The sequence below is a fragment of the Xanthovirga aplysinae genome (genome assembly GCF_009711365.1).
Lineage (GTDB): Bacteria > Bacteroidota > Bacteroidia > Cytophagales > Cyclobacteriaceae > Xanthovirga > Xanthovirga aplysinae.
Map to the genome: position 1 here is coordinate 1 of NZ_SMMB01000479.1, position 1,847 is coordinate 1,847.

The following is a 1,847-nucleotide window of genomic DNA, read 5'->3' on the forward strand; positions in this document are numbered from 1 at the left end:
TTTTTTCATGATCTTTTACTAATCTTTTGAAGAAGTTATTCCAAGCAAAACTTTATTCTATGACCCATCGAATAGGTTCTGGCACAAGTCATTTTAGTGTTTTTAGGCCGGGAACTTATTTCTAAACTCCATTTAAATCTGTTAAATCATTTTTTTCTTCTGATTTAAAGTAGGCTTTATCAGCCAGTATAACCTTTATGAGTATTAGAGAGAAATAAATTTTAGCCCTTTAATAGCCCATTTGGAATCAGATTCATTGGCAGGACGAACTATTACCCTCATTATTAATCCCAAAGGATCAGTAATATAATGTCGTTTTTCCTAATGGCTTTATTGTTTCCACCGAAGCCTTTCGTCTCATTGGATTAAGGTGTTAGTTTGACGCTTTGGCTATCATTTTTATCGTTTTCTTCAATTAAAAAATTTGAAGGGATTCGTTTTCTTTTCACGCTTCAATAAAATTCTTAAACAAGCTCTAAAATTGCCCTTAGATAAATTTAAAAGGGAGCGCCCCTCCAAGGTTCATCCGTTTAGTAAAATTCCTAGGAAGTAAATCTTTTTATATTAAGAAAGCCTGTGAAATCATTTTCACAGGCTTAAATAATACCTCTTTCTTTGGGAAATTAATAAGTTGTGTCTTCTTATTCTTCCTAAAAGGTGACTGAAATTTTATAAAGAATCCCCTGAAACGATTCCGTCTAATTGGTTTAAGAAGATCTCATGTACTTCATTGACATCTAAAACATGACCCTTAGGAAAAGTATCTTGTGCTAATTGGAAACCTGCCTCGGCAGCTCTCAAACGTTGAACAGGTGTTCCGTGGTGGCCAGGGCTAGTAAAGCTGCAATCTCCAATGTTGAAGAACAATTCAAAGAAATCTTCAACTCTTTTCCAGTTGTAGGTAGCTCCTTTTTTATGAGTTAAATAATAAGCTGCAATAAAATCAGCTTCTAACTCGGTGGTTCTTGTAGCTTCAGGCTCATTGTCTGCAGCTCCGTTAGGATACCAAAGGCTAAAATGATCAAATTGTATTTGATGTGCCCATTCATGTGCCATAATTCCTGACCAAACTACTTTGTCTTCAACTCCGGCAGCCGAAGCTAATTCTACAAGTCCATCACCAATCACAATAAGATCCCCGGAAGTTGCAAATCCATCAAAAGACATTAAAGGGCTTTCTGGTAAAAACGTACTGGCTTCATTGATAGCTAATAAATCATCCGCGTTGGCATATGCATCTTCTTCAGAAAGACCAGCGAAGTTTATATAAACCAAGGCAATTTTGTCTCTGTCGTTCAGCGTGCTATTGTGCTGACCTCTTACGGTAATTTCACCCTTCATGTCCCAAAATTTCTCCAGGTTTTTTACTCGTTGTTTAATGAAATTGTTGTATTCTCCATTGGCTCCAAAATATTGGGGATCTTCATCTATAAAAGTATAGAGTTGATTTATTGTTGTGTATAAATCGTAGAAGTCCTGTCCCAATTGATCTATATTACTACTAACGGACTGGCTAATTACATCGTTAAAAGCCGTGGGAGCACATTCACTCGGTTCAACTGCACTTGCTAGGTCTATAGGGAATTCATCAATTACCAAACCCTCTATATTGGGATTAAGAGATAGCCTTGCTAGAAGATCAGATTGGTTTACATCAATGATTGATTCTGAATTGGCAATCCTATTTTGTGATGATAAATCATTAGTTGGATCCAAGAAATCTTCATCAGGATTACAGGCAGTTAAAAAAAATGCAGCTGACAAGCTGGTTGCAATTAATTTTTGAAATTTTAATTTCATAGTAAAAAAATTTGGTTTTAATGTAAGTTGAAATTTACAAATTAAAT

The 1,847-nt window shown here is 35.4% G+C and carries 1 protein-coding gene; it reads right to left on the bottom strand.

Annotated features, from left to right (window positions below; genetic code table 11):
- Positions 1-669: 669 nt before the first annotated feature.
- A complete protein-coding gene (locus E1171_RS01950) occupies positions 670-1,800 on the bottom strand; it encodes a hypothetical protein (protein WP_155203554.1) in 1,131 nt (376 codons plus the stop codon).
- Between the last annotated feature and the right edge of the window lie 47 nt (positions 1,801-1,847).